26 protein-coding genes and 1 other RNA gene are annotated in these 24,366 nt (G+C 61.5%); 16 read left to right on the top strand and 11 right to left on the bottom strand.

Annotated elements, in window-relative coordinates; all coding sequences use genetic code 11:
• Nucleotides 1–12: 12 nt before the first annotated feature.
• Entirely contained in the window at nucleotides 13–570 is a 558-nt protein-coding gene (locus tag ACO07N_RS04005) for a TetR family transcriptional regulator (RefSeq protein WP_421979789.1), read from the bottom strand.
• Nucleotides 571–677: 107 nt separating this feature from the next.
• Between ACO07N_RS04005 and ACO07N_RS04000 the strand changes: the two genes are divergently transcribed.
• Nucleotides 678–1,454 carry an SDR family NAD(P)-dependent oxidoreductase gene (locus ACO07N_RS04000; protein ID WP_421979788.1) on the top strand — a complete coding sequence of 259 codons (777 nt, stop codon included), beginning with the start codon at nucleotides 678–680 and terminating at the stop codon, nucleotides 1,452–1,454.
• A 149-nt stretch (nucleotides 1,455–1,603) separates the two neighbouring features.
• Here ACO07N_RS04000 and ACO07N_RS03995 read toward each other — a convergent pair whose 3' ends face one another.
• The 9 genes from ACO07N_RS03995 to tkt form a co-directional block, all read right to left on the bottom strand.
• Nucleotides 1,604–2,404, bottom strand: coding sequence for an inositol monophosphatase family protein (locus tag ACO07N_RS03995; protein ID WP_306144252.1), 801 nt, complete (start codon nucleotides 2,402–2,404; stop codon nucleotides 1,604–1,606).
• 84 nt (nucleotides 2,405–2,488) lie between these two features.
• Nucleotides 2,489–3,052 (bottom strand): elongation factor P, encoded by a 564-nt coding sequence (gene efp, locus ACO07N_RS03990; protein WP_421979787.1) that lies wholly within the window; start codon nucleotides 3,050–3,052, stop codon nucleotides 2,489–2,491.
• A 158-nt stretch (nucleotides 3,053–3,210) separates the two neighbouring features.
• Complete coding sequence (locus tag ACO07N_RS03985) at nucleotides 3,211–4,314, bottom strand: tetratricopeptide repeat protein (RefSeq protein WP_421979786.1); 1,104 nt, start codon at nucleotides 4,312–4,314, stop codon at nucleotides 3,211–3,213.
• Between the two features lie 37 nt (nucleotides 4,315–4,351).
• Nucleotides 4,352–4,993, bottom strand: coding sequence for a thiamine phosphate synthase (locus ACO07N_RS03980; RefSeq protein ID WP_421979785.1), 642 nt, complete (start codon nucleotides 4,991–4,993; stop codon nucleotides 4,352–4,354).
• Nucleotides 4,994–5,376: 383 nt separating this feature from the next.
• Nucleotides 5,377–6,444 carry a class II fructose-bisphosphate aldolase gene (gene fba, locus ACO07N_RS03975; protein WP_421979784.1) on the bottom strand — a complete coding sequence of 356 codons (1,068 nt, stop codon included), beginning with the start codon at nucleotides 6,442–6,444 and terminating at the stop codon, nucleotides 5,377–5,379.
• Between the two features lie 227 nt (nucleotides 6,445–6,671).
• On the bottom strand, nucleotides 6,672–7,040 hold the full coding sequence (locus tag ACO07N_RS03970; RefSeq protein ID WP_421979783.1) for a VOC family protein: 369 nt from the start codon (nucleotides 7,038–7,040) through the stop codon (nucleotides 6,672–6,674).
• A gap of 20 nt (nucleotides 7,041–7,060) precedes the next feature.
• A complete protein-coding gene (locus ACO07N_RS03965) occupies nucleotides 7,061–8,254 on the bottom strand; it encodes a phosphoglycerate kinase (protein ID WP_421979782.1) in 1,194 nt (397 codons plus the stop codon).
• A gap of 105 nt (nucleotides 8,255–8,359) precedes the next feature.
• Nucleotides 8,360–9,370: a type I glyceraldehyde-3-phosphate dehydrogenase gene (gene gap, locus ACO07N_RS03960; protein WP_421979781.1), complete on the bottom strand. Its 1,011-nt coding sequence runs from the start codon at nucleotides 9,368–9,370 to the stop codon at nucleotides 8,360–8,362.
• 142 nt (nucleotides 9,371–9,512) lie between these two features.
• On the bottom strand, nucleotides 9,513–11,501 hold the full coding sequence (gene tkt / locus ACO07N_RS03955; RefSeq protein ID WP_421979780.1) for a transketolase: 1,989 nt from the start codon (nucleotides 11,499–11,501) through the stop codon (nucleotides 9,513–9,515).
• 419 nt (nucleotides 11,502–11,920) lie between these two features.
• Between tkt and ACO07N_RS03950 the strand changes: the two genes are divergently transcribed.
• The 6 genes from ACO07N_RS03950 to ACO07N_RS03925 all read left to right on the top strand — a co-directional run bounded on the left by ACO07N_RS03950 (nucleotide 11,921) and on the right by ACO07N_RS03925 (nucleotide 15,185).
• Nucleotides 11,921–12,217 (top strand): DUF4164 domain-containing protein, encoded by a 297-nt coding sequence (locus ACO07N_RS03950; RefSeq protein WP_319384112.1) that lies wholly within the window; start codon nucleotides 11,921–11,923, stop codon nucleotides 12,215–12,217.
• Nucleotides 12,218–12,238: 21 nt separating this feature from the next.
• The gene (locus tag ACO07N_RS03945) at nucleotides 12,239–12,619 is read left to right on the top strand and encodes a cell division protein ZapA (RefSeq protein ID WP_421979779.1); all 381 of its coding nucleotides are present in this window, start codon (nucleotides 12,239–12,241) and stop codon (nucleotides 12,617–12,619) included.
• 91 nt (nucleotides 12,620–12,710) lie between these two features.
• Nucleotides 12,711–12,864: non-coding RNA, 6S RNA (ssrS, locus tag ACO07N_RS03940), on the top strand.
• A gap of 51 nt (nucleotides 12,865–12,915) precedes the next feature.
• The gene (locus ACO07N_RS03935; protein WP_421979778.1) at nucleotides 12,916–13,494 is read left to right on the top strand and encodes a 5-formyltetrahydrofolate cyclo-ligase; all 579 of its coding nucleotides are present in this window, start codon (nucleotides 12,916–12,918) and stop codon (nucleotides 13,492–13,494) included.
• A 14-nt stretch (nucleotides 13,495–13,508) separates the two neighbouring features.
• The gene (locus ACO07N_RS03930) at nucleotides 13,509–14,339 is read left to right on the top strand and encodes a TIGR00282 family metallophosphoesterase (protein ID WP_421979777.1); all 831 of its coding nucleotides are present in this window, start codon (nucleotides 13,509–13,511) and stop codon (nucleotides 14,337–14,339) included.
• 99 nt (nucleotides 14,340–14,438) lie between these two features.
• A complete protein-coding gene (locus tag ACO07N_RS03925; RefSeq protein ID WP_306144239.1) occupies nucleotides 14,439–15,185 on the top strand; it encodes a YebC/PmpR family DNA-binding transcriptional regulator in 747 nt (248 codons plus the stop codon).
• A gap of 617 nt (nucleotides 15,186–15,802) precedes the next feature.
• Here ACO07N_RS03925 and ACO07N_RS03920 read toward each other — a convergent pair.
• Nucleotides 15,803–16,564: a sulfite exporter TauE/SafE family protein gene (locus ACO07N_RS03920; RefSeq protein ID WP_421979776.1), complete on the bottom strand. Its 762-nt coding sequence runs from the start codon at nucleotides 16,562–16,564 to the stop codon at nucleotides 15,803–15,805.
• 188 nt (nucleotides 16,565–16,752) lie between these two features.
• Here ACO07N_RS03920 and ruvC point away from each other — a divergent pair, with 188 nt between their 5' ends.
• From ruvC to ACO07N_RS03875, 9 genes are all read left to right on the top strand, one after another.
• Nucleotides 16,753–17,268 carry a crossover junction endodeoxyribonuclease RuvC gene (gene ruvC, locus ACO07N_RS03915; protein WP_421979775.1) on the top strand — a complete coding sequence of 172 codons (516 nt, stop codon included), beginning with the start codon at nucleotides 16,753–16,755 and terminating at the stop codon, nucleotides 17,266–17,268.
• Nucleotides 17,265–17,882: a Holliday junction branch migration protein RuvA gene (gene ruvA, locus ACO07N_RS03910; protein WP_421979774.1), complete on the top strand. Its 618-nt coding sequence runs from the start codon at nucleotides 17,265–17,267 to the stop codon at nucleotides 17,880–17,882. The genes ruvC and ruvA overlap by 4 nt, the downstream gene beginning before the upstream one ends.
• The gene (locus tag ACO07N_RS03905; protein WP_421979773.1) at nucleotides 17,879–18,124 is read left to right on the top strand and encodes an endonuclease; all 246 of its coding nucleotides are present in this window, start codon (nucleotides 17,879–17,881) and stop codon (nucleotides 18,122–18,124) included. The genes ruvA and ACO07N_RS03905 overlap by 4 nt, the downstream gene beginning before the upstream one ends.
• Nucleotides 18,114–19,154, top strand: coding sequence for a Holliday junction branch migration DNA helicase RuvB (gene ruvB / locus ACO07N_RS03900; protein ID WP_421979772.1), 1,041 nt, complete (start codon nucleotides 18,114–18,116; stop codon nucleotides 19,152–19,154). The genes ACO07N_RS03905 and ruvB overlap by 11 nt, the downstream gene beginning before the upstream one ends.
• A gap of 117 nt (nucleotides 19,155–19,271) precedes the next feature.
• Nucleotides 19,272–21,383 carry a methyl-accepting chemotaxis protein gene (locus ACO07N_RS03895; RefSeq protein ID WP_421979771.1) on the top strand — a complete coding sequence of 704 codons (2,112 nt, stop codon included), beginning with the start codon at nucleotides 19,272–19,274 and terminating at the stop codon, nucleotides 21,381–21,383.
• 81 nt (nucleotides 21,384–21,464) lie between these two features.
• Nucleotides 21,465–21,929 carry a tol-pal system-associated acyl-CoA thioesterase gene (gene ybgC / locus ACO07N_RS03890; protein ID WP_421979770.1) on the top strand — a complete coding sequence of 155 codons (465 nt, stop codon included), beginning with the start codon at nucleotides 21,465–21,467 and terminating at the stop codon, nucleotides 21,927–21,929.
• Between the two features lie 266 nt (nucleotides 21,930–22,195).
• Nucleotides 22,196–22,903, top strand: a complete 708-nt coding sequence (tolQ, locus tag ACO07N_RS03885; RefSeq protein WP_319384100.1) for a protein TolQ — start codon at nucleotides 22,196–22,198, stop codon at nucleotides 22,901–22,903.
• 3 nt (nucleotides 22,904–22,906) lie between these two features.
• Entirely contained in the window at nucleotides 22,907–23,359 is a 453-nt protein-coding gene (gene tolR / locus ACO07N_RS03880) for a protein TolR (protein WP_421979769.1), read from the top strand.
• A 6-nt stretch (nucleotides 23,360–23,365) separates the two neighbouring features.
• Nucleotides 23,366–24,295: a cell envelope biogenesis protein TolA gene (locus ACO07N_RS03875; RefSeq protein WP_421979768.1), complete on the top strand. Its 930-nt coding sequence runs from the start codon at nucleotides 23,366–23,368 to the stop codon at nucleotides 24,293–24,295.
• The last annotated feature ends 71 nt before the right edge of the window (nucleotides 24,296–24,366 follow it).

The raw sequence follows: 24,366 nt of genomic DNA, 5'->3' as shown, positions 1-24,366 counted from the left end.
CTGTCGCCGGGTTCACGCCTGCCCAGTAACCTCCAGTGCGACACGGCCGAGCCGGATGATCTCCGCCTGAAGCTGTTCGGGTGACTTGTCGGCCAGACCCTCAAGCTGGAAGTTCTTGCGCATCAGCGCAATGCCGAACAGGACGGCGAGCAGCAGGGCCGCGCGCTCTCGCGCTTCCGGCCCGTTGATCCTCTCTGTCAGCGGGTCGGCCAGTTTCGTCTGCACCAGCCCGCGGATCATGCCGCCCATTTCCGGATCGATGACATTGGCCAGGAGCATCGTGAACACATTCGTGGCATCCGTCACGGGATCAAACGGGTGCGCGAAGCTTTCGGCTGCCTTCTTCAGAACCGCGTCCGGTTCGGCAGTCAGCGCCTCCCACGGCGGAATCTCGGCCAGGGTTGCCTCGAAGAGCCCCTGCTTGCCGCCGAAATAGCGGGACACGAGCGCGGCATCCACGCCCGCTTTACCCGTGATGTCACGGACCGAGACGTTCGAGTAGCCGCGTGTCCAGAACAACTCCCGGGCCGCGGCAACAAGTTTTTCCTTGGTGGAACTGGATTTGCTCATGGGTCCCAACTAGACGCCGGGAACATTTTTGTCAACAAGCGTTGACTTTTCGTTTTCCTCACCCTATCTGCTTCGTCAACAGTTGTTGACTTTCAAAGGAGCACGTCATGTCGCACACTGCACTGATTACCGGAGCGTCTTCCGGCATCGGGATGGAATTCGCGCGCTACCACGCCAGACGCGGCGGAGATCTTGTCATTGTGGCGCGGCGGCAGGAACCGCTGGAGGCCCTGAAGAGCGAACTTGAAAGCGCCCACGGCGTGACAGTCACGGTTGTCGCACAGGATGTCGGATCACCGGCGCAGGCGACAGCGCTCTACGAAACGGTCAAGGCGCAGGGCATCGACGTTGACATCCTGATCAACAATGCCGGGTTCGGGGGGCACGGTGCCTTTCTCGATCGTGACCTTGCCAAGGACCAGGCCATGATCGATCTGAACATATCGGCGCTGGTGACACTCAGCCATCACTTCGGCAATGACATGAAGCGCCGGAACGGCGGCCGGATGCTGCATGTTTCTTCAACGGCCAGCTTTATTCCGGGACCCTATCAGGCGGTCTATTTCGCAACGAAAGCATTCGTGACGTCGTTCAGCCAGGCGATTGACCAGGAAATGCGCAAGGACGGGATCACGTCCACGGCCCTGTGTCCGGGTCTCGTCGAAACGGAGTTCGTGGCAACGGCGGATCTGGGCGGCACTGGGCTGGCAAGGCAGAAGGGCGCGACGCCGGCTTCCGTTGCCAAGTGCGGCTATGATGCAATGATGAAGGGTGAGTTGATCGCCATAAACGAACAGCGCCTGTCCTTCATGCTGAACTGGATGACGCCGCTCATGCCGCGAAGGCAGGTCCTGAAAATGGTCGCAGGTATGCAGACCAAATAGCCAGGGGGCTGAGGATCGAAAGGCGCCGACCATTCAGGCGGCGCCTCGTCTTCAATCCCAAATTTCCGCTAACCGGGTCTTGCCGCGCTCATGAAAGCGCGTGCGATTTAGAGCGGTTCAAGCTTAGCTGTCCAATTCGCGAACGAAAGTCAGGCTGCGGTTTCTGCCTGCTTCAGCAAACGCAGAAGAAGCCGGTGGGCATATTCGTTGCCGACGAGAACGTCGCCGGTTTCCAGCATCTTGTTCTTGCCCTGCAGGTCGCTCACGAACCCCCCGGCTTCGCGCACCATCAGGATACCAGCGGCAATATCCCACGAATTCAGATTGTGTTCCCAGTAGGCATCGAGCCGTCCGGATGCGGTCCAGGCGAGATCGAGCGATGCGGCACCGGCGCGGCGGACACCGGACACTTCCGGCATGACATGGCGCAGTTCGCGCAGGGCGCGGCCATGATCGCCCTTGCCGATGAAGGGAAGACCCATGCCGATCAGCATTTCCGGAAGTTCGGTGCGTCCGGCGACCCTCAGGCGCCGGTCATTGAGAAAGGCACCGCGTCCGCGCTCGGCGGTGTAGAGTTCGTCCATGACCGGATTGAAGATGACGCCCGCGACGATTTCCCCCGCCCGTTCGAGCGCAATGGAAACCGAAAAGATCGGAATGCCGTGGAGAAAATTCGTGGTGCCGTCGAGAGGGTCGATGTGCCAGCGATGCTGGCCGTCGGTGCCTTCCACGACGCCGCTCTCCTCCATGACGAGACCGTAAGTCGGGCGTGCCTTGGTCAGTTCGCCACTCAGGATTTCCTCGGCGCGGCGGTCGGCGGCGGAAACGAAATCCCCGGGTCCCTTGCGGGACACCTGCAGGTTTTCAACTTCGCCGAAGTCGCGAACCAGACTGCGTCCGGCCTTGATTGCGGCTTGTACCATCACGTTGAGGATTGCTGTGCGGGCCATGGATTGTCACTTGTTGTTGGGCCGCGCCCGAGGAAGCCGGGCGCGCCAGAATTGGTGTTCACAAAAAAGGTGCTCGTCACGCGCCTATTCAGCGCGGCGAACGTATTCCAGCGTTCCCGTGTCGACGATGATCTTTTCCCCGGCTGTGATGAAGGGGGGAACCATGACACGGACGCCGTTTTCCATCAGGGCCGGCTTGTAGGAAGAAGACTGGGTCTGACCTTTGACGACCGCGTCCGCTTCGCTGATTTCGAGCGTCACGTGCTGCGGCAGCGTGATGCCGATGGGGCGTTCCTCATGCAGTTCCACGGTGACCATCATGCCGTCCTGAAGAAAGGCGGCGCGATCGCCGACAAACTCCGCTTGCAGCTCGAGCTGTTCGTAGGTTTCGGTGTCCATGAAGATCAGCATGTCGTCCTGGGTGTAAAGGTACTGAAAGTCCTTTTGTTCCAGGCGGACGCGTTCGACCTTGTCTTCCGAGCGGAAGCGCTCGTTGAGTTTGCGGCCGTCGATCAGGTTCTTCATCTCGACCTGTGCGAAGGCTCCGCCCTTGCCGGGTTTCACATGCTGGACCTTGACGACCGCCCAAAGGGTGTCCTGATGCTGAAGCACATTGCCGGGCTTGATTTCGTTACCGTTGATTTTCATGGAACGACCGATTTTATGAATTGTTAGGATCTGGAGCAGTGCGGTCTCCGGCGGATCGCCGAAGGGCCAGAAATTGCTCGCGACTGTCCACCACAAAAGCGGGCGGGATTCAAGGGAAAAAGGCAATTTCTCCTAGGTTTGACCCACTCTGGGACGATTTACGGGGATTCCGCTGCCGGATCTTCGCTCGGCGCGAGCAGCGTCGTTGTGTGCTGTTCGGCCAGTGTGCGCGCATCCGCCATCGTCTTTTCATCGAGCGTTTCGACGATCCGGTCCAGATTGAAGTCGGGCACGCCGTTCGAGCGCGCCGCCAGATGCCAGCCTGCGGCTGCCGTGAAATCCTGTTCCCGCCCGCGGCCGTAAGCGTAGATCCTTGCCAGACGGTTCATGGCGACCGGATTGCCGGCGATTGCAGCTCTCTCGAACCAGTCGGCAGCCTCGGCTTCGTTCGGATCGACACCCTTGCCCTGATGCCTCAGGATTCCGTAGTAGACCTGCGCGGACGTGTGCCCGCGGCGGGCGGCACGTCCCAGCCAGAATGCGCCCTGGCCCGGGTCATTCAGGCCGGTCTGCGATTCCAGGTAGGACAGGCCAAGCGAATATTGAGCTTCCGGATCGTTCTTGCGGGCTGCCTCTTCCAGAAGTTCACGGGCCTTTTCCTCGTTGAACGGCCGTCCTTCACCTTCCTGGTAGAGGACGGCCAGGTTGTAGAGCGCCGAGGCGTTTCCGGCATCGGCCGCCTGTTCGAACAGATCCGCCGCCTTTGCCTTGTCTGCCTCCACGCCTGTTCCGAGGAGGTAGAACTGCGCCAGCTGCAAGGCCGAGCCATTGTCCCCGGCAGCGGCGGCCAGCGCATACCAGTCGGCTGCCTTGGACTTGTCCAGCCGGATGCCCAGCCCCTTTTCGTGCAGCACGCCGAGAAGCGCCTGGGCCGCCTTGTCGCCCTGCTCGGCAAGCGGTGTTGCCAGCCCGAGCGCGGTCAGGAACCAGCCACGTTGAAAGGCGGAATAGGCCATGTCAGCCGTGACCTCGGTCGTGTCGTCAAGGTCGGGCGGCCCGGCGTCGATGATGCCAAAGAGTGTCTTTTCGCGTGTCGTGATGTCGATGACGGCAGGTTCGGTGACAACCACCAGTTCCGTTTCCGCCTCCGGGCTTTTTTCCTGGGCTCGGGAAGACGTGACCGGCAACAAGGGCAGGAGCGCGCCTGCGAGCGCGCAGATGGCGATCTGAAAACGGCAGGGACGGGCGCTTTGCTTCAGCATCGTTGCAACTCCGTGTTCAGCAGACGGCGCTTGCCGTCTATTGCACCTCCGGGAACGGGTGCGCTTCCAGAATGTCGTTGGCCTTGGCGACAACCTCGGATATGGCCGCTTCTGACCGCCAAACCGCATCCTTCAGGGCGACGAAATCCGCACCGGTCGCGGCAACTTCGGGCAAGGTGTCGAGCGTGTTGCCCGCCAGCGCGACACAGGGCGTTTCGAAGAGTTCGGCCCACCAGGCAGCCCCGGCAAGGGTTTTCTCGTGCGCCTTGTCGCGCTCCTCCAGGTCGAGCTTGCCGAAAAACAGGTAGTCGACACCGGTTTCCGCCCACTCCATCGCGTCATGCTTGAGCTTGGTTCCGCCCGTGCCGACGATCCGCTCGGGCTGGAAACTCTCCACGGCAAGCCTGACGTCTTCAAGGGAGGTGTCGACGTGAACACCGTCGGCATTGCTGCGTCCGGCTGCCTGGGTGTCCCGGTAGACGAGGGCGGCAGCGCCGCCTGCCTGGATGACAGGGACCAGCTTGTCCGCGGCCTCCTGCACGGCCTTGGTGCTTGCACCGGGCATGTAAATCAGGACGCACGCGATATCGCCGCCGGTAAACGCCTGTTCGATTTGCGATGCCATGTCATCGGCATCGAACTGGGGCGGCGTTACGAGAAAAAGGCGGGGTCGGTTCACGTGTCGGATCCTGAAGGAATAGTTCTTGTCATCGGATCCATCACCTAAAGACGGCGAAAGAGGGACGCAAGGCCCCTCTTTCAACAAAACACCGATCTCGGCGGTGAAAACCGGTGCGTTAGAGCATCGGGCGGTAAGTCTGCACAATTTGATGTTGGCAAGCAGCTCATTCGGCAAGGCGCGTCGCGCAGAGCGATGCGGTGTATCGGGCAAGCGGCGCAACGCTGCCGATGGGCTGCTTTCCATCACCCGAAGGGCCGGTCTCCTTTGCCCGCTGACATCGTTGGATCGCACTTGTGGTGGGAAACACCACGGCGCGCAATCCGCCTCCTCAGCAGACAAAGGAGATACGGTCAAATGATGCAGACTTATCGCCCGATGCTCTAGCCGATTTTCGGGTCGAGACTTCCGTCAGCGTAGCGTGCAGCCATGTCGGAGAGCGTGATGATCTTGGTTATCTTCGCGGCCTGACCGGCCGTGTTGAAGGCTTCCAGACGCTCCACGCAGAGCTTCTGCATCGCTTCACGGGCCGGCTTCAGGTATTTGCGCGGGTCGAATTCACCCGGGTTTTCACTCAGCACGCGGCGGATCTGGCCGGTCAGCGCCATGCGGTTGTCGGTGTCGATGTTGATCTTGCGGACACCGTTCTTGATGCCGCGCTGGATCTCCTCCACCGGCACGCCCCAGGTCTGGGGCATTTCACCGCCATACTGGTTGATGATGTCCTGCAGATCCTGCGGCACGGATGAAGAGCCGTGCATCACCAGATGGGTGTCCGGCAGGCGCCGGTGGATTTCCTCGATCACGTGCATGGCCAGGATTTCGCCGTCCGGCTGACGCGTGAACTTGTAGGCGCCGTGGCTGGTGCCCATGGCAATCGCAAGCGCATCGACCTTGGTTTCCTGGACAAACTTGACCGCTTCGGCGGGGTCGGTCAGCAGCTGGTCGTGGCTGAGCTTGCCCTCGGCGCCGTGACCGTCTTCCTTGTCGCCCATGCCGGTCTCGAGCGAGCCGAGCACGCCGAGTTCGCCTTCAACTGAGATGCCGCCGAGATGCGCCATGTCCGTAACCGTCTTGGTGACGCCGACATTGTAGTCCCAGTTGGCCGGGGTCTTGCCGTCCGCTTCCAGGGACCCGTCCATCATCACCGATGTGAAGCCAGCCTGGATTGCGGTCATGCAGGTCTGCGGCGCGTTGCCGTGGTCCAGGTGAACGCAGACCGGGATATGCGGGTAGATCTCGACGACGGCGTCCATCATGTGCTTCAGCATCACGTCGTGGGCGTAGGCACGCGCGCCGCGGGAAGCCTGGATGATGACGGGCGAATCTGTCTGATCTGCCGCCGCCATGATCGCAAGAGCCTGCTCCATGTTGTTGATGTTGAATGCGGGAACGCCGTAGTCGTTCTCAGCAGCGTGATCAAGCAACTGGCGAAGGGTAATTCGAGCCATCAATTGTCTCCCGGTATCGGTTTTCCGCCTGCCGCGGACCCTGGAAGTCTGAAATACGTCGCGGCACGACGTCAATCTGTGGTCGTTCTAGCAAGATTCTCAAGCTTGGAAAGAGCGGCGCGCCCGCTTAAATCAATTAAAATACAAGCGCATGGCGAAAATTTGCGAGCACAATTAATTCGGATCACGAATTAATTTCAGGTGGAAAACCTTCGAAAACCGGCACGTCACATGAGCGAACTGATGTCGACAAACGTTCCCGCGGGGTCCCTGAGGACCATGCGGCGCTGGCCGTAAGGCATTTCCCGCGGCGGTTCGACGATCACGGCATTTGCGGCCTGCGCCTTCTCGTAGACGGCGTCGCAATCGTCCACGACGAATGTCAGCATGATCCCGGCCGGTGCCTTCTGGGCCCTGGCCGGAACGATCTCGCTGGTCTGTTTCAAAACGCCGAGTTCGATGGCGTCGTTGTCCGGGTCCGCAAGATTGACGAACCAGTCGGAGGAAAACTTCGGCGTCATGCCGAGCAGCGTCTCGTAGAAGGCGGCGGTTGCCGCGACTTCTTCGGTCAGGATGTTCGCAAAACAGCGCTGCATTCTTTCCTCCTGTTCGTGTCTCAGGCTTCCAGAGCCTTGACGCCGGGAAGTTCCTTGCCTTCCAGCCATTCCAGGAAGGCGCCACCTGCAGTGGATACATAGGAGAAACCTGCCGCTGCGCCAGCGTGATTGAGTGCTGCGACCGTATCCCCGCCGCCAGCAACGGAATTCAGCTTACCGGCCCCGGTGTTCTCAGCCGCGTGCCGGGCAGCGGCGACCGTCGCCTTGTCGAAGGGTTCGATCTCGAATGCGCCGAGCGGACCGTTCCAGACGAGGGTCCTGGCCGCATCGATCTTCGACGTAACGGTCCTGATCGACGCAGCGCCGACATCGAGGATCATTGCGTCGGCGGGAATGGCGTCCAGCGAGACCGTTTCGTTGTCCGCTCCGGCCTTGAATTCCCTGGCAACGACGGCATCGTCCGGCAGGACGATTTCACAGTTTGCCGCGTCGGCCGCGGCCATGATCTTCTTGGCCGTGTCCGCAAGGTCATGTTCGCACAGCGATTTGCCGACATCAGTGCCCTTCGCGGCCAGGAAGGTGTTGGCCATGCCGCCGCCGATCACCAGCATGTCGACCCTGGAGACGAGGTTTTCCAGCAGATCGATCTTGGAAGAGACCTTCGCGCCGCCGACGACAGCCAGCACCGGCCGGACCGGCTCGCCGAGCGCGGAGCCGAGGGCCTCGAGTTCGGCCTGCATGGTGCGGCCCGCATAGGCGGGAAGTAGTTTTGCAATACCTTCGGTGGAGCCATGGGCGCGGTGCGCGGCGGAGAAGGCATCATTGACATAGATGTCGCCGTTCGCGGCCAAGGCCCGGGCAAACTCCGGATCGTTCTTTTCCTCGCCCTTGTGGTAGCGGGTGTTTTCCAGCAGCAACACGTCGCCATCCGACATTGACGCAATTGCGGTCGCGGCCGGCTCGCCAATGCAGTCCTCGGCAAAGGCGACCGGCTTTTTGAGCAGATCCGCGACAGCCGGGGCAACGGGTGCGAGCGACATGTCCGCAACGCGCTCGCCTTTCGGGCGGCCGAAATGGGCGAGTAGGACAACCTTGGCGCCTTTGTCGGAGAGTTCGCGAATGGTCGGCAGCACACGTTCGATGCGCGTCGTGTCGGTGACCCTGTCACCGTCCATCGGAACATTCAGGTCGACACGCACAAGCACACGCTTGCCGCTGAGGCCGGACAGGTCGTCGAGAGTTTTGAAAGCCATGAGTTTTTCCTGGAGTCAGACACGGGTCGGACAAAAAAGGCGGATGCGGTGAAGCCGCATCCGCCGCTGGCGTTATTTCGAATGGTGAGCCATCCGCTCTGCGTCTCAGATCAGCTTCGCCATGGCGATGGCCGTGTCGGCCATGCGGTTGGAGAAGCCCCACTCGTTGTCGTACCAGGACAGGATACGGACGAAGGTGCCGTCCAGCACCTTGGTCTGGTCCGTGTGGAAGACCGAGGAGTGGCTGTCGTGGTTGAAGTCCATCGACACCAGCTTGTCGTCCGTGTAGCCGAGGATGCCCTTCAGCTTGCCGTCGGCAGCCTCACGGATCGCGCTGTTGATTTCCTCGACAGTCGTCGGGCGCGAGGCGATGAAGTTGAGATCGACAACGGAGACGTTCGGGGTCGGAACGCGGATCGCGACGCCGTCCAGCTTGCCGTTCAGCTCCGGCAGCACCAGGCCGACCGCCTTGGCCGCACCCGTCGACGTCGGGATCATGGACATGGCCGCAGCACGCGCGCGGTAGAGATCCTTGTGCATGGTGTCCAGCGTCGGCTGGTCGCCCGTGTAGGAGTGGATCGTGGTCATGAAGCCGTGCTCGATGCCGATGGCTTCGTTCAGCACATAGGCGACCGGGGACAGGCAGTTGGTGGTGCAGGACGCATTGGACACAACGAGGTCATCGGCGGTCAGGGCGCTGTCGTTGACGCCAAAGACAATGGTCTTGTCGGCACCGGCGGCCGGAGCGGAGACCAGAACGCGCTTGGCGCCGGCATCCAGGTGCATCGATGCCTTTTCCTTGGCAGTGAAGATGCCGGTGCATTCCAGGGCGACTTCAACGCCGAGTTCGCCCCAGGGCAACTCTTTCGGGTCGCGGATCGCCGTGACCTTGATCGGCTTGCCGCCGCCAACCGCGATTGTGTCGCCGTCGACCACGACCTCGGCCGGGAACCGGCCATGCACCGAATCGTACCGCAGCAGGTGCGCATTGGTGTCAACCGGCCCCAGATCGTTGATCCCGACAACTTCGATATCGGTCCGGCCGCTTTCCACGATGGCCCGCAGAACATTCCGGCCAATGCGGCCGAAACCGTTGATTGCTACCTTGGTAACCATTTTCCACTCCCGCAATCCTGAGCGTCCTTCGAAGAACCGGACGCCGAATGGTGAACCACCTGAGGGTGGTTGCGATTGAGAGCACTCATGTGCTCAGGTCCCGGCCCCTCTTGGAGGAAAAGCGACCGGGCATTGAATTCGCTCAGGCTTCGAGCCTTGCCTTCACCGAGGCGACAACCGCGTCCTTGGTGATGCCGAAATGCTCGTAAAGCGCCTTGTAGGGGCCGCTTGCGCCGAAGCCCGTCATGCCGATGAAGATGCCGTCGTTTCCGATGAAGCGGTCCCAGCCCATGCGAATGCCTGCTTCCACGGCAACCTTGACGGGACTGTCGCCGATCACGTCGGCCTTGTAGTCGTCGGACTGGGCTTCGAAAAGTTCAAAGGACGGTACGGAAACGACCCTTGCGGCGATGCCGGCCTCGGAAAGTTCCTTTTGTGCGTCGACCGCGATTTCCACTTCGGACCCGGAAGCGAACAGCGTGACGGCCGCGTCATCGTCCGTGTCCACGAGCACATAAGCGCCCTTCGCGCACTGATTGCTGTCCTCGTAGGTCTTGCGGACGGATGGCAGGTTCTGGCGGGTGAGCGCCAGAACGGACGGACCGTTGCGGTCTTCCAGTGCAAGCTGCCAGCATTCCAGGGTCTCGGTGATGTCCGCCGGGCGGTACAGCGTGAGGTCCGGGATCGCGCGCAGTGCCGCGAAATGCTCGACCGGCTGGTGCGTCGGTCCGTCTTCGCCCAGGCCGATGGAATCGTGGGTCATGACATGGATGACGCGCTGCTTCATCAGGGCGGCGAGGCGGATCGACGGACGGCAGTAGTCGGAAAAGATCAGGAAGCCGCCGGAATAGGGGATCAGTCCGCCATGCAGCGCCATGCCGTTCATCGCGGCCGCCATGCCGTGTTCACGGATCCCGTAGTGAATGTAGCGGCCCGAGAAATCGTCGGGTGTCACCGGCACGGTCTGCGATGTCTTGGTGTTGTTGGAACCGGTCAGGTCAGCGGAGCCGCCGATCGTCTCGGGGACCACCTCGTTGATGACATTGAGGACGGCTTCGGACGCCTTGCGGGTCGCCATGGTCGGCTGGTCGGCGGCAAGCTGTTTCTTGTAGTCCAGCACGGCCTGGGTGAAGGTGGACGGCAGGTCGCCGCGGTTGCGGCGTTCGAATTCGGCGCGGGCTTCCGTGTCGGCGTCTGCAAACCGCTTCTGCCAGTCCTTGTGCGCATGGGCGGATCTCAGACCGGCAATGCGCCAGGCGTCCAGGATGTCGCTCGGAACCTCAAAGGGTTCGTGCGGCCAGTTGAGTGCTTCGCGGGTCAGCGCGATTTCGTCGGCACCGAGCGGTGCGCCGTGCGCCTTGGCGGTTCCGGCCTTGTTGGGCGCGCCGAATCCGATCGTCGTCTTGGCGGCGATCAGCGTCGGCCGGTCGCTTTCCCGGGCCTGACGGATGACAGCGGCGATCGCCTCCGGATCGTGGCCGTCGACGCTCAGGGTGTTCCAGCCCGAGGCTTCGAAACGTTCCAGCTGGTTGGTGCTGTCGGTGATCTCGACCTTGCCGTCGATCGAGATGCCGTTGTCGTCCCAGAAGACGATCAGCTTGTTCAGCTTGAGATGGCCGGCAAGTGTCAGCGCTTCCTGGCTGATGCCTTCCATTAGGCAGCCGTCACCGGCAAGGACGTAGGTGTAGTGATCGACAAGCGAGTTTCCGAACCGGTCGGCCTGGAGCCGTTCCGCGATCGCCATGCCGACGGCGTTGCCGAAACCCTGACCGAGCGGACCGGTCGTGGTTTCGATGCCGGCGCCATGACCGTATTCGGGGTGACCGGCCGTGCGCGAGCCGAGCTGACGGAAGTTCTTGAGCTCGTCCAGCGTGAAGTCTTCGTAGCCGAGAAGGTAGAGCAGGCTGTAAAGCAGCATTGAGCCGTGCCCGGCAGACAGAACAAAGCGGTCCCGGTCCGCCCAGTCTGGGGCCGTGGGATCGAACTTCAGGAATTCGGTAAACAGCACCGTTGCGATATCCGCCGCACCCATCGGCAGCCCGGGGTGACCGGATTTCGCTTTTTCCACCGCATCAATTGCAAGAAAGCGGATCGCGTTTGCCATGCGATGGTGTTTTTCAAGATCGGTCATCACTATCCCGTTGCTGCTGTGAAGCCTCCGACGCCAGACTGGTGCCGGGCGCGGTAAATTGCGGTGCGTTCCGGAAATGACGGCTGTCAGTTCCGCTCAGGCGCCAGACAAATATCAGGAACGCGCACCGAGTCAATAAAGCTGCGGAAAGCACACGCAGTTATGAAAACGGCAAGCCGGGGAATACAGAGTTGAGGATTCTGCCAATGGTGCCATTGACTGGGGCAAGTCCCGTTGCCTAATCTCGATATTCTGACGAGGATTTGCTTTTTCACCATGGCAAGCGAGCTCTCACGCGCCGGGCAGCGCGGGTTGGAGCGGTTGATCGCTTCCTGGGTGAAAACATCAAGACTCCTTCAAATTAGGACGGGGATATCAAAGCGGGCCGCCGCACGAAAACATCAGGACGGCTTAAAATAATGGCGGAAATCGACTTCGTTGAAAAAACCAGCCTGGCAGATGCGGTAAAGCGGCTCGATGCGGCTGTCGGGCATCTGGAGACAGCGGTCCAGCGCCGCATGGATGCGGACAGGTCGCTGAATTCCCTTCAGGACGACTTGCAGCGGTTGGGCGAGGACAGGTCCCAACTGGCCGCGTCTCTTGATGAGAGCCAGGCAAGGGCCTCGCGGCTCGAGGAAGCCAACAAGGATGTATCCAGACGGCTCGTTTCCGCAATGGAAACCATCCGAAGCGTACTGGATGCGCACGGGGGCTGACCCACGGGAGAGCGACGACGCATGGCGCAGATAACGGTCACGATCAACGGCAAGGCGTTCCGGATGGCTTGCGACGACGGCGAGGAAGACCGGTTGATGGGTCTGGCCGCCCGCTTCGACGGCTGGATCAATGAACTCAAGGGCGCGTTCGGAGAGATCGGTGATCAGCGTCTGACGGTGATGGCCGGCATCATGGCAACGGACCAGCTGTCGGAGCTCGAACGCAAGCTGGGCGAGCTTGAAACGCAGCTCGCCGAAGCCCGGCAGCAGCAGGTCGACGCGCTCGACAACATGAGCCAGAACGAGGAAGAGCTTTCCCGTGCCGTCAACACGGCGGCTGCCCGCATCGAGAGCCTCGCCGAGGGCCTGACCAACAGTCTGCGTCCCCAGGATCCTTCCTGAGCCGGACGCGATCCACGGCGAACACACTTTCACGATCGATGATGCCGAAGGTGCACTGGTAATTCATCTGGTGCGGGGCTATATGCGGTACCTGCGGCTGCCCGATACGTCAGGAATATTTCCCCGGGGCCTTACGCATTCCCTCGGGAGCTGTCCCTGCTCCGGGCCGTGGTCCGTTGCACACGGCGCCCACCTACATTGTAGGTTTCCCGGGATTGCAATTCCAACGGTCGGACGGCTGCGCTCACTCCACGGCGACCAGAGATTTCAATGCAGACCGGGATCTTTTCACAGGCATGAACGACGTTTCAACTCCTGGAGCCGCGAAAGCCGGCCTCAGAAAAGAGGTGCTTTCCCGGCGAAAAAACATGGATGCGCTGGAGCGGATCGAGAAGAGTCTTCAACTGGTCGATCACGGCCACACGCTTCCCTTGCCGGCGGGCGCGGTTGTTGCCGGGTTCTGGCCCATCCGCGACGAGATAGACCCCAGGCCGCTGCTCGATCTCTTGCGCCAGAAAGGCCACAAGCTGAGCCTGCCCGTCATGAGCGGGCCAAGCCTGATTTTCCGTCATCTTGAAAGAGACACGGAGCTGGTCGAAGCCGGCTTCGGGTGCCGGGAGCCGAGTGAAGCGGCGGAAGAAGTCCGACCCGATGTGCTCCTGATGCCGCTGGCCGGGTTCGATGGCGCCGGGAACCGCATCGGCTACGGCAGGGCGTTCTACGATACGGCGATCTCAGCGCTTCAGAAATCCGGACCGGTTTTGTGTATCGGTGTCGCGTTTTCGCTTCAGGAGGTTGACCGCGTGCCTGCGGAAGCGCATGACAAGCCCCTGAACGGAATTCTGACCGAACGGGGCTACCGGTCGTTCGGCTGATCTGGCGAGGATATATGCGTATCTTGTTTCTTGGCGATCTGGTCGGCCGGACCGGGCGCACCGCGGTGATCGAGCGTCTGCCTGGTCTGGTTGAAGACAACCAGCTCGATTTCGTGATCGTCAACGGCGAAAACGCGGCCGCCGGGTTCGGCATCACCGAAGCGATCCTGAGAGATGTACTCGATGCGGGCGCAGATGTCGTGACCACCGGCAATCACGTCTGGGACCAGCGCGACACGCTTGTCTATATCGAGCGCCAGGACAGGCTGTTGCGTCCTGTGAACTATCCTGCCGGAACACCCGGGCGCGGAGCCCATCTTTTCACGGCCCGCAACGGTGCCCAGGTGATGGTGGCGAATGTCATGGGCCGGGTCTTCATGGACGCGATGGACGATCCTTTCGCCGCGATCGACAGGGTGGTCAATGACTGTCCCCTCGGCGATGTCGCCGACGCGATCATCATCGACATGCATGCGGAAGCGACCAGTGAAAAGCAGGCCATGGGACACTTCCTGGACGGTCGGGTCAGCCTTGTGGTCGGCACCCATACCCATGTTCCGACGGCCGACCACCAGATCCTGGAAAACGGCACCGCCTACATGTCGGATGCCGGCATGTGCGGCTCCTATGACAGCGTTCTGGGAATGGAAAAGGACGAGCCGGTGAACCGGTTCCAGCGCAAGATCCCGGGCTCGCGCTTCGCGCCCGCGTCCGGAGTGGCGACCATCTGCGGCGTGGCCATCGAGACCGATGAGCGGACGGGCCTCGCGGAACGGATCGCACCCATTCGCATCGGCGGCCTTCTGGAGCCGGTCCTGCCCGATTTCTGGGCCAGTGCGGACTGATCGGTCCGGTCATCGCGAGGGTGCTGGATTTTCAGCGTCAATTTGCCTATAAGCGGCGCAGTTTTCGTCAAGATCAGATCCAAAGAGCCGAGAAGAGCCATGGCAGGCCATTCAAAATTCAAGAACATCATGCACCGCAAGGGCCGCCAGGACGCGGCGCGGTCGAAGATGTTCTCCAAGCTTTCCAAGGAAATCACCGTCGCCGCCAAAATGGGCGATCCGGATCCGGATTCGAACCCGCGCCTGCGCCTGGCCGTGCAAAACGCCAAGGCGCAATCCATGCCCAAGGACAATATCCAGCGGGCGATCAACAAGTCCCAGTCCGGAGATGGCGACAATTACGAAGAGATCCGCTACGAGGGCTACGGGCCTGCGGGCGTTGCCGTCGTCGTGGAAGCGCTGACCGACAACCGCAACAGGTCGGCCTCCAACATTCGGTCCTATTTCACCAAATGCGGCGGTTCGCTCGGCGAAACCGGCTCCGTCTCCTTCATGTTCGATCGCGTCGGAGAGGTGATCTACAAGCCCGAGGCCGGTGAGGCCGAAGCCGTGCTTGAAGCCGCCATCGAGGCAGGTGCCGAAGATGTACAGTCCGACGAAAGCGGTCACACGATCTATGCGGCCTTCGAAGATCTGAACGATGTCGCCAAGGCGCTTGAAGAAGCCTTGGGCGAGGCAGATTCCACCAAGATCATCTGGAAGCCCCAGAACCTGACGCCGGTCGATGCGGACAAGGCGCAGACCTTGATGAAGCTGATCGACATGCTCGAAGACGATGACGACGTTCAGAACGTCTACTCGAACTTCGATGTCGACGAGGAAACCATGGCGGCGCTTGCCTCCTGAGTATGCTTCGTCTCAGCTTGAAAGCCCCGGCACAGCCGGGGTTTTGTTTTTGAGGACAGCTTTCAGGTGTCGTTATTCGCTTAGTGCCGAAATGCCGGGAACCCGTCATTCCGGATCAGCGTGCAGCATCAGCTGCACTTGTCCGGAATGACGGCGGGAGCTTGTTGCACCCGCCATCGCCGCCCCGGCCCCGAGCCGGGGCCTCCCGCCACCCGTGTTCAGGTCCCGGATCTTGTCCGGGACGGTGCAGGTTGCGGGGCCATCGATCGCCGCCCCGGTTCCCCTCTCCCCCCGGGAGAGGGTTAGGGTGAGGGGGCGAACGGTTGAGGAGCATTGATGGCTCTGCTCCCTCACCCGGCCTTTCAGGCCGACCTCTCCCACCGGGAGAGGTGACCGGGTTGCGGCCATTTCCGCGCATGATGCAAATCCACCCTCGTCACCCCGGGTGAACGCAGTGAGACCCGGGGCCTACTCTCATCACCGCTTGCAATGCCAACAGGTTCCGGCTGCCGGCTTGCTCGTTTCGTACCGCTCTGGAAACGAGTGGGTCCCGGCTCTGCGCTGCGCTGCGTCCGGGGTGACATCTGCGGAAGCAAACCTCATCCTGAGGAGGCGCGTCATCGTAGCAGAGTGTCGAGCGCGGGCATGCTGGTCAGCGCGGCGAGCGCGATCAGGACATAGGCGGTCTTTCTGTAGAAATCCGGCCGGGCCTTGCCGAAACCCCGGGCCCCGAGAAAGATCGCCAGGCCATAGACCGGAACGGCGACGATCAGCAGGCGGGCGACGTCAGCGGTGAAAAACCCATGCATCAGATAGGCGGCGAAGGTTCCCACGCTTGCCAGGGCGAAGAAGACGATGAGGTTGGCCCTGACAACCTGCGGATCGTTCGAACTTGAAAGCCACATGGCAACAACAGGCGGCGCGGAGACCTGCGAGATGCCGCCCAGAACGCCCGACACACCGCCCGTTGCAAATGACACCGCCGGATGGGGCGGACGCTGATACCGCCAGCCGGAGACGAGCAGCGCCAGAAGACAGACCACGATCGCGCAAATGATCCACCGCAGCAGCAGGACGTTGGTGGTCGCAAGCAGCCAGGCGCCCAGGTGAACAAAGAGGATTGCTCCCAGAACGGCGGGCAGCACGGTTTGCCAGATACAGCTTCTCACCGCGCGGACGAGCAGCGGCAGGGTGACGATACTGTCGACGAAGAGAAAGGTGGCTGCGGCAACTGCAGGCGGCACGATGCTGGTGGCAATCGGGATGAAGATCATGCCGGCGCCGAAGCCGGTGAAGCCGCGCACGCATCCGGCGACGAAGAAGACCAGGGCGAGGAACACGAGCAGGTCTGGTGGAAACGTGTCGAACAGTCCGGACATCAAGGCTCTCGAGGCGTCGGAATCAGGGCGATGATCATGCCATCATTGATCGCTTTTTCCACGATTGCGACCAATTCCCGGGGAACTTCGCCGATCGGGCGCCGCCGGACCGGTTTTGGACAGTCTTTCGGCTCAGGGTTCCCGCTTTCGCTGGCGTCCGTGCTCAAGTTTTGTTACCGCTTTGTTCCATGACACATGCGATTCGATTGCTCGGGATTGATCCGGGATTGCGGCGCACCGGCTGGGGCATGATCGAGACGGCCGGAAACCGGTTGTCTTTCATAGCGTCCGGCACGGTCACGTCCGACAACAGGAAAAGCCTGGCCGAACGGCTGGTCGAACTGCATGACGGACTGTCCAGTATCGTCCGCCAGCACGATCCGATGGAAGCGGCAGTGGAACATACATTCGTGAACAAGGATGCCGGGGCGACCCTGAAACTCGGGCAGGCGCGCGGGATCGCGCTGCTCGTGCCTTCCCTTGCCGGTTTGCCGGTCGCCGAATATGCGCCCAACCTGGTCAAGAAGACCGTCGTCGGCACGGGCCATGCCGAAAAGGAGCAGATCCGCGCGATGGTGAAGATCCTGATGCCCAAGGCGACCTTCAATTCCGACGACGCCGCCGATGCGCTCGCCATCGCCATCTGCCATGCACAACACCGCGGCAGCGGGACGGCACGCCTGATGGCGCAGGGGGCGGCATGATCGGCAAACTGAAAGGCACCATCGACAGTTACGGGGAAGACCACGTCATTCTCGATGTGCATGGCGTCGGCTATCAGGTCCATTGTCCTTCCCGTATCCTGCAGGGCTTGCCGAGGCCGGGCGAAGCCGCGGTCCTGTTCATCGAGACCATCGTGCGCGAAGACATGATCCGCCTCTTCGGTTTCGGCCACGAAGCGGAGCGGGAATGGTTCCGCATCCTGATGACGGTTCAGGGTGTCGGTGCCAAGGTCGCGCTGGGCATCCTGGGTATCCTGAAGGCAAGTGAAGTCGCCAACGCAATTGCGCTCGGCGACAAGGCGACCATTTCGCGGGCGCCCGGTGTCGGCAAACGCGTTGCCGAACGCATCCTGAGCGAGCTCAAGGACAAGGCTCCCACCCTTGCCAGCGTTGACCAGGGCACGATCGCGGTCTCGCAAAGCGTTTCGGATAATGTCGCCGCGCGTCCGGTGGCGGAAGCCGTGTCCGCCCTGGTGAATCTCGGCTACGCACAGGCGCAGGCGAGTGCGGCGGTCGCCAAGGCCATGCAATCGGCCGGCGAGGAGGCCTCTACGGAAACCCTGATTCGTCTCGGCCTGAAGGAGCTTGCCGGATGATCGCTCTTGCCTATGCCGTGATTGCGGTTGTCTTCGTTGTTCTCGGCATTGGCGGGATCATGTATCTCGATCACAAGTTTTCGCAGACGGTCGGAGACCGGCCCTTTGCCATAAAGGGACGGCGCATCGAAACGGATGATCCTTTCGTGCGCAGCCAGTTCCGCAAATTCTACGCGCTCAGGGTCGCGTGGTCGGTCCTGCTCATCGTGCTCCTGTTTGTTGTGGTAAGCCATGTCGGATGAACCCCGGATCGTGACGCCCGAAATTCGCGGCGACGAAATCGACAGCACCATGCGCCCGCAGGTGTTGGATGATTTTGTTGGCCAGGCGCAGGCGCGGGCAAATCTCAAGGTGTTCATCGGGGCAGCCAAGGCGCGCGGCGAAGCGCTCGACCACGTCCTGTTCGTCGGTCCGCCCGGCCTCGGCAAGACGACGCTGGCCCAGATCATGGCACGGGAACTGGGCGTCAATTTCCGGGCGACCTCCGGTCCCGTCATCGCCAAGGCCGGGGACCTGGCCGCGCTGCTCACCAACCTGGAAGAACGGGACGTTCTCTTCATCGACGAGATCCACCGCCTCAATCCGGCGGTTGAAGAAGTGCTCTATCCGGCGATGGAGGATTACCAGCTCGACCTGATCATCGGCGAGGGGCCAGCGGCGCGCTCGGTGAAGATCGACCTCGCCAAGTTCACATTGGTCGCGGCGACGACCCGTCTCGGACTGCTGACGACACCCTTGCGGGACCGCTTCGGCATCCCGGTCCGTCTTCAGTTCTACACGGTCGAAGAGCTGGAACACATCGTCAAGCGGGGGGCTTCGATCCTCGGCATCGGCATGGCCGAGGACGGCGCGCGCGAAATCGCGAAACGCTCGCGCGGGACGCCGCGGATCGCCGGCCGGCTCCTACGCAGGGTCCGGGATTTCGCCGTCGTGGAGGGCATCGATCGCGTCGACCGCGCCCTTGCGGACAGGGCGCTCCTGCAGCTTGAGGTCGACAGCGCCGGTCTTGACGGTCTTGACCGCAGATACCTCAACCAGATTGCCGTCAATTTCGGCGGCGGCCCCGTCGGCATCGAAACGATCGCGGCCGCGCTCTCCGAACCCCGGGACGCGATCGAGGAAATCGTCGAGCCCTATCTCATCCAGAACGGCTTCCTGCAGCGCTCTCCGAGGGGGCGTCTGCTGACACCGATGGCGTTTGCGCATCTCGGCCTTGCCGTTCCCGAGAAGTCCGATATTTCGCAAATGGGCCTCTTCACCGATCCCGAGTGACCTGTCCGCATGAATTAAATGGCCGCTGCCACCGCCCGATTACACGGATGAGTGGTATGGTTAAGCATTTGTTGGCGAATTTATTCGTATTGTCCCCGTAATTATTCGGGGGACACGATGCGCAAACGCCTTTCATCCAAACTGGCTCTCATGTTCTTGGCCGGTGCGCTCACCATGTGTGTGGCGATCGTAACAGTGACATCCACGTTGTCGCGGGATGTCGCGAACGGTCAGGCGGACAACAGTCTGCAGAGCGCGACCAAGGCAAAACAGAAAGTTCTCGAGCTGGCGCTCGACCAGATTCTCTACAGTGCCAAGTTCTTTGTCTCGCTCGAAGAGGCCAAGGACAGCCTCATGAAGACAATGGTCGGCTGGAAGAATCTCAAGGAGGGTCAGAAAGAGACGCTTCGCAAGATCTTCGTGGCAGACAATCCGCATCCGCCGCACGAACGTCACCTTCTGACCGAGCCGGAGGAGTCGAACTACTACGTGAACAACCACAAGGTCGTTCACCCGGTCTATCAGGACGTGATCTCGCAGGGCCTGTTTTCCGACGCGGCGCTCGCCAACCCGGACGGCTTCATCACCTACACCTACAAGAAGGGACCCGAGTTCGCCTTCCATGTCGAGGATGCGGACATAAAGGGCAGCCCGGTGCAACTGGCGATGGGCAGCCTCTATGAGGCGGCCAAGGCCGAGACCCTTGCAGCCGGACAGATCTATTCCTCCGGCTTCGTGGCCGGTGCCGACGGGTCGGTCTCACTCGTGCTGGCCGCGCCGGTGTTCTATCTCGACCGCTTCTTCGGCGCTGTGGCGTTCACCGCCGACATGCAAAAACTGGCCGCGCTTCTGAACGAGCCGACTGGTATCGGTGAGAGCGAACAGATCTTTCTCGTCGATGCCTTCGGCAAACTGGTCAAGCTCGACGCAACCGGAAACGCTGCCATCGTTCACTCCATTGCGGACATCTCGTTGGGTGACAGCCTGATCAGTCTGGATGGCAGCGATTACCGGTTCGCCGAGGCCACGAACACGTTCGAAAGCACACCCTACGGCGTTGTTCAGGCGGTCAAGCAGACCGAACTTTCCGCCGCAGCAGACCGGATCACCTATGGTGCCGTCATCTCCGGCTTCCTGTGTCTTGTTCCGATCGTCGGCCTCATCTGGTGGGTCACGCGCCGCATGTTCGCGCCGCTGGAGAACCTCGCGGTGGCTGCGAGCAGGATCGCCGACGGCGATCTCGAGGTTGCCGTGGAGGCGACGGAGCGGCAGGACGAAATCGGGCGGATGGCGCGCTGTATCGAGGTCTTCAAGGACAATTCCGTGGAGCGGGAGCGTCTCGCGGCCGAGCGCAAGGTCGGTCATATCGCCCGCGAAAAGCGCGAGAAACTGATCGATTCCCTGATCGCGGATTTCCGCGCCGAATCGCAGTCGGTGCTGGAGCTGGTGGAAACCAATATCGCCCGTGTCGAGGACGTGTCCTCTGCGCTCAACGAACGCTCGGCCTCTGCATCCGAGCAGGGCGAAACGGCGGTTTCAACGTCGGAGAACGCCTCTTCGAACGTTCAGGCGGTGGCCTCGGCAACCGAAGAGCTGAACGCCTCCATTTCGGAAATCTCGCGGCAGGTCGAAACGACGGCGTCAATCGTCGAGCAGACGACGATGGCGGCGCAAAGCTCGAACTCCAAAATCTCTGGTCTTGCCGAAGCGGCAAACAAGATCGGCGACGTCCTGTCGCTCATCTCCGAGATTGCGGAACAGACCAACCTGCTCGCGCTGAACGCGACCATCGAGGCCGCACGGGCGGGCGATGCCGGCAAGGGGTTTGCCGTTGTCGCGTCCGAGGTGAAGTCGCTTGCCGGCCAGACGGCCAAGGCAACGGAAGAAATCTCTGCGCAGATCTCCGCGATCCAGGCGTCCACGTCGGAAGCGGTCGAGGAGATCGCCCGCGTCTCGGAGTCGGTGGAAGAGGTCAATTCCTACACCACGACGATTTCGGATGCGGTTCAGCAGCAGGGCTCGGCAACCAGCGAGATTTCCCGGAATGTTGCCGAGGCAGCGGACGGAACGCGCAGCGTGGCCACGACCGTGGTCTCCCTGAACCAGGGCGTCGCGGAAAACTCGGCCGCTGTCGGCGACATGCTGCAGGCAACCATCGAGATGAAGCAGCAGGCGGAACATCTGCGGGCTTCCGTCGAGAAATTCCTCTCCGAGGTTGCAGCGGCGTAAGTCAGCGCCTAGCTATGGAAGGGCCGCCCGGGCAGATGACCGGGCGGCCCTTGTCTGTTTGAACAAGAGGACAGTATCGCAATGCATTGGCCGGACTTGTCTGGACGCCTCGAAGACGGCGGTCACGTGCTTCCCGTCCGTGTCTACTATGAAGACACCGACTTTACCGGCATTGTTTATCACGGCGCCTATGTCCGCTTTTTTGAACGTGCGCGTTCGGATTTTCTGCGCCTCATCGGCATCCATCACAAGGCGCTCGCCGATGGCCGGTACGGTGCTCAGCTTGCGTTTGCCGTGCGCGGGATGACCATCGACTTTCAAAAGCCGGCCCGCATCGACGACACGCTCGAGATCCATACCAGCCTGTCCGAATACCGCGGAGCGAGAATCAAGCTTGATCAGCTGGCATACCGGGGCGAGGAACTCCTGGTTTCCGCCGCTGTGACCGTGGCCGTGATCACCAGCGAGGGGCGGCCGACCCGGTTGCCGGTGTCGCTGTCCGAAAAACTCGCGGCGCACGCTCCCAGCGATTTTTCCGTAGAATGAATGATTCTGCCGAGAGTTATGGCCAACCGGCCCATAGATCTCGGTAAAATGTTGTAAAACAGATCGCCGCGTTAATCTTGCAGTAACCTTAATTGATTCCTTTTAAGAAGGACGCGCTTTACGCGGCAAAGTCCCAGTTTTGACAAATTCAAACGTCACAGAGGCGGCTGGCGATCGAATGCTGGCGTACTGAGTCCGGCCTGTTGCGGCAGAGCCCGGAGACATAGGAAAAGACAACGTCAGACGGCCAAGGGGTCATTGAATTTATGGAAACACTTGTCCAATCGACATTGGCGGCGCCGGAAGGCGATATTTCTTTTTTCTCGCTGTTCTGGCAGGCGCATTTCGTCGTGAAGGTCGTGATGATCGGCCTCCTGGCAGCATCTGTCTGGTGCTGGGCGATCATTGTCGACAAGGTCCTGCTGATGGGCCGCACACGGCGACAGATGACCCGGTTCGAAACGGTGTTCTGGTCCGGCCAGTCGCTGGAAGAGCTCTACGGGACCCTGCACAACCGGGTCAACCACTCCATGGCTGCCCTGTTCGTCGCGGCGATGCGGGAGTGGAAGCGCAGCCACGAAGGCGCCAAACCTGCGATCGGGTCCCTGCAGCAGCGCATCGACCGGGTCATGGACGTGACGATCCAGCGCGAGGCCGAGCGGCTGGAAAGCCGCCTGCTGATCCTTGCGACCGTGGGATCCGCGGCTCCGTTCATCGGTCTGTTCGGAACGGTGTGGGGCATCATGACCGCGTTTCAGGCCATCGCGGCATCGGAAAGCACGAACCTTGCCGTTGTCGCTCCGGGCATTGCCGAAGCGCTGTTTGCGACCGCGCTTGGGCTGCTGGCCGCGATCCCCGCCGTGATTGCCTACAACAAGTTTGCCTCCGATGTCGGCAAGGCCGTCGCCCGCATGGAAGGTTTCGCGGACGAGTTCTCCGCCATCCTGTCCAGACAGATCGACGAAAGGGGCTGATACATGGCCATGCAGGTCGGTAGCGGGCAGGCTGGAGGCGGGCGCCGGGGGCGCCGCCGCAGACGCGCGGTCCTGATGACCGAAATCAACGTGACGCCATTCGTTGACGTCATGCTGGTGCTTCTCATCATCTTCATGGTGGCGGCACCGCTGTTGACGGTCGGTGTGCCGATCGACCTGCCTGAAACGCAGGCCACGGCGCTTGAAGGCGATACGGAGCCGATCACCATCTCCGTGAATTCCACCGGCGAGATCTTCATTCAGGACACGCCGATTGCCATTGATGAAGTGGTGCCGAAACTCGAGGCCATCGCGGCCAATGGATACGAAGAGCGTATCTATGTGCGCGGTGACCAGGATGCCGATTACGGAACAATGATGAAACTCATGGGCCGCATCAACGCGGCCGGTTTCAAACGCTTGGGCCTTGTCACTCTGGAAGAACGGGACTCGTAACGCGTCATGCGCGCAGGTCTCATCGCGTCTTTGACCGGTCATACGGTTATTTTGGTCTGGGGCCTGGTGGCCTTGCCGGGCGCAGAGAGCTTTCCGGAACCCGTCGTCGATTCCCTTCCGGTGGAACTGGTGTCGCTGAGCGAACTTACCGAAATTCAGATCGGTGAAACCGACGGCGACATCGAAGCCGCTCCGGCGCCGAAGCCTGTCGAGACGCCGCAGCCCGAACCTCCCGAACCGGCTGAAACCGTGGCCCCCGAACCTGCACCGGTCGCGGCCACGCCACCGCCGCCGACACCGGCCCCTGCGCCCGCACCGGCACCGGAACCCGTGACGGCGCCCGATCCTGAGCCCGCCCCGGCGCCCGCCCCCGTCGCGGAACCCGCACCCGAGCCGGAGCCGGCCGAGGAGCCGCAGCAGGCACCGCCCGAACCGCAGCCAATCGTCACGAGCGCGGTTCCGCGTTCCAAGCCCGCACCGCCGACCCGAACGGAGCAGAAGCCGGAAGAAATCCAGGTCGCCGACAATCCGGATCTCCTGAACAAGGTCAACCAGGCGCTGGCGAACACGTCCACTTCGCAGGCACCGGCATCGGCCGGGACGCGGAACGGTGTCCAGCATGCCGGGCTGTCGGCCAACGAAAAAGACGTGATTGCCCAGATGATCCGCGAGAAATGGAGCCGCCTGCCGGACCAGTACCCGTCGGATCTGAAGGTAATCATCCGGTTCAAACTGTCGCCGCAGGGGAAGCTCTCCGGTGCGCCGACGGTGGAAAATTCTCATCCCGATCCACGATTCCAGGCACTGGCATCGGCCGCGCTCAGAGCGGTGTACAGGGTCGATGCGGAAGACGGTTTCTCGATCCTTCCGCGCGAAAAATACGACGGACCGAACGGTTGGAACACAATGCAGCCAACATTGTATCCAAATGGCTAGCGTACGGAACGCGCTTGAATGGCAGGAGGCCAGGCTTGACAATGAAGACCAACAGCTTTGATCGAATGGGT

Origin of the sequence: Roseibium sp. (assembly GCF_965229775.1) — a bacterium.
Lineage (GTDB): Bacteria > Pseudomonadota > Alphaproteobacteria > Rhizobiales > Stappiaceae > Roseibium.
This window is presented reverse-complemented; position numbering and strand designations above follow the sequence as displayed.